General features: G+C 63.4%; 2 protein-coding genes. Both read right to left on the bottom strand.

Going from position 1 to position 1,519, the window contains the following annotated elements; all coding sequences use genetic code 11:
- A partial coding sequence (locus tag QZ307_RS11055; protein WP_295999780.1) for a universal stress protein occupies nt 1–317 on the bottom strand: 317 nt, incomplete at its 3' end.
- 108 nt (nt 318–425) lie between these two features.
- Nucleotides 426–1,519, bottom strand: a 1,094-nt coding sequence (locus QZ307_RS11050; RefSeq protein WP_295999779.1) for a helix-turn-helix transcriptional regulator, incomplete at its 5' end; no start/stop codon positions are given.

Here is a 1,519-nt window from a genome sequence, read left to right as displayed (position 1 = left end):
ATGATGAGGTCGCAGCCCTCGTCCTTGGCGCAGTTCACAATAAGGTCGGCCGGCGAGGTGCCCTTGAGCACCTTTACCTCGGTGGGATTGACCAGGCTGTCGGCAATCTCTTCCAGCTCGCGGCGAATGGCCATGGCGTCGTCCACCATAACGGTATCGGCACCAGCCGCGGCCGCGCCCGAGGAGAACAGGCGCATGACGTGCACCAGCACCACCTCCAGCGCCGGATTCTGGTCGGCAATTTCCTTCATGACTTCCAGAGCCTTATGGGACGGAGCCGAGCCGTCGTAGGCCACCAGCGCTTTATGACACCACATGGAGCAACCTTTCTGTCAAGCAATCTGAGTGCGCGCGTATCACGCTTGCCCCATTGTAGACCTACCGCGCAAGGGGCGCACGGCTGTGTCCGTGCTGTAAGAAAACCGCTAGATGAAAGACTCCACCACATCGATGAGCTCTTGCTGGGAATGCACCTGCAGCTTCGCGTAGATGTTCTGGACATGGGTCTTCACCGTATTGCGCGACAGCACGAGCTTCTCCTGGATGTAGGGCGCGTTGCGCCCATGGGCGAGCATCGAGAGAATTTCCGTTTCACGCGGGGTGAGCTTGAACTCGGCCGCCACTGCCTCAACGGGAAGGGCCGCGGCATTCGGCGCTTCCTTAGCTTCGGGCATCGTTGTCGCCGGATCTCTGTCCGCGCCGCAGCCAGCCCCGCCGGCATCAAAGGCGGCGCTGCCTTCGACCTTCGAACCCAACAACGCCCCTGAGGGCTTCGGCACCTCGGCAAGGCGCAGCGGCACGGCGGCGGCTACCCCCTCGATGGTGCCGCGGAAGCTGAAGTCCTTGAGCAGGGTCAGGTTCGCCGTCACGAACAGGAACAGCACACAAGCCACAAGGATGGAGGTTTCCAAGCCGTTCGGCAGGTACGCTGTCCAGTGCCCGACCGTGGCGCCGCACAAAAGGCCGAACGACGAGGCAGCCCGCCCCCAGGCGAAGACCGCAAGGGCATTCACCGGATTGCGCGCGCCGATAGAGGCGAGCACGAACCACACGAGCATCTCGAAGCACTCGCTGCCAGTGAACAGCAGCCCATTGACCACCGCCCCATAGGCCACGCGGCCGTTGAGCACGATGATCGCCAAGAAGCCGGCGATAATGAGCAGAGCCGCCACCGGATAGAGCACATCGACCCGCGGCATGCGGGGCAGAAGTGCCACAACAAGCATGAGGGCAATGGGAACAAGCCCGAGCATGGTCATGTTCGGCACGCCTTCCACCGCCTCGAACGAGAGGGCAAACCCGTAGGCGACACGGAACAGCAGGATGGCCACAAACAGGGTGTGAGCGAAGGGAAGATAGGCGGCCGGCTGGGTGATGGAGGCATCGCGAGCCGGCTCGGAGGCGGCCATGGCGCCGAGCACCGAGGCGGCGGGAATGCGCGCCGCCAGACAGGTAGCCAGGCCTAAGGCGAACAACACAGCAATGGCGCCGTCGCCGACGCCCTCGCCAAAGGGAAACC

This window comes from uncultured Adlercreutzia sp. (assembly GCA_910585575.1).
Lineage (GTDB): Bacteria > Actinomycetota > Coriobacteriia > Coriobacteriales > Eggerthellaceae > Adlercreutzia.
The sequence above is the reverse complement of the archived record's forward strand: the minus strand, read 5'-3'. Positions and strand labels throughout refer to the sequence as shown.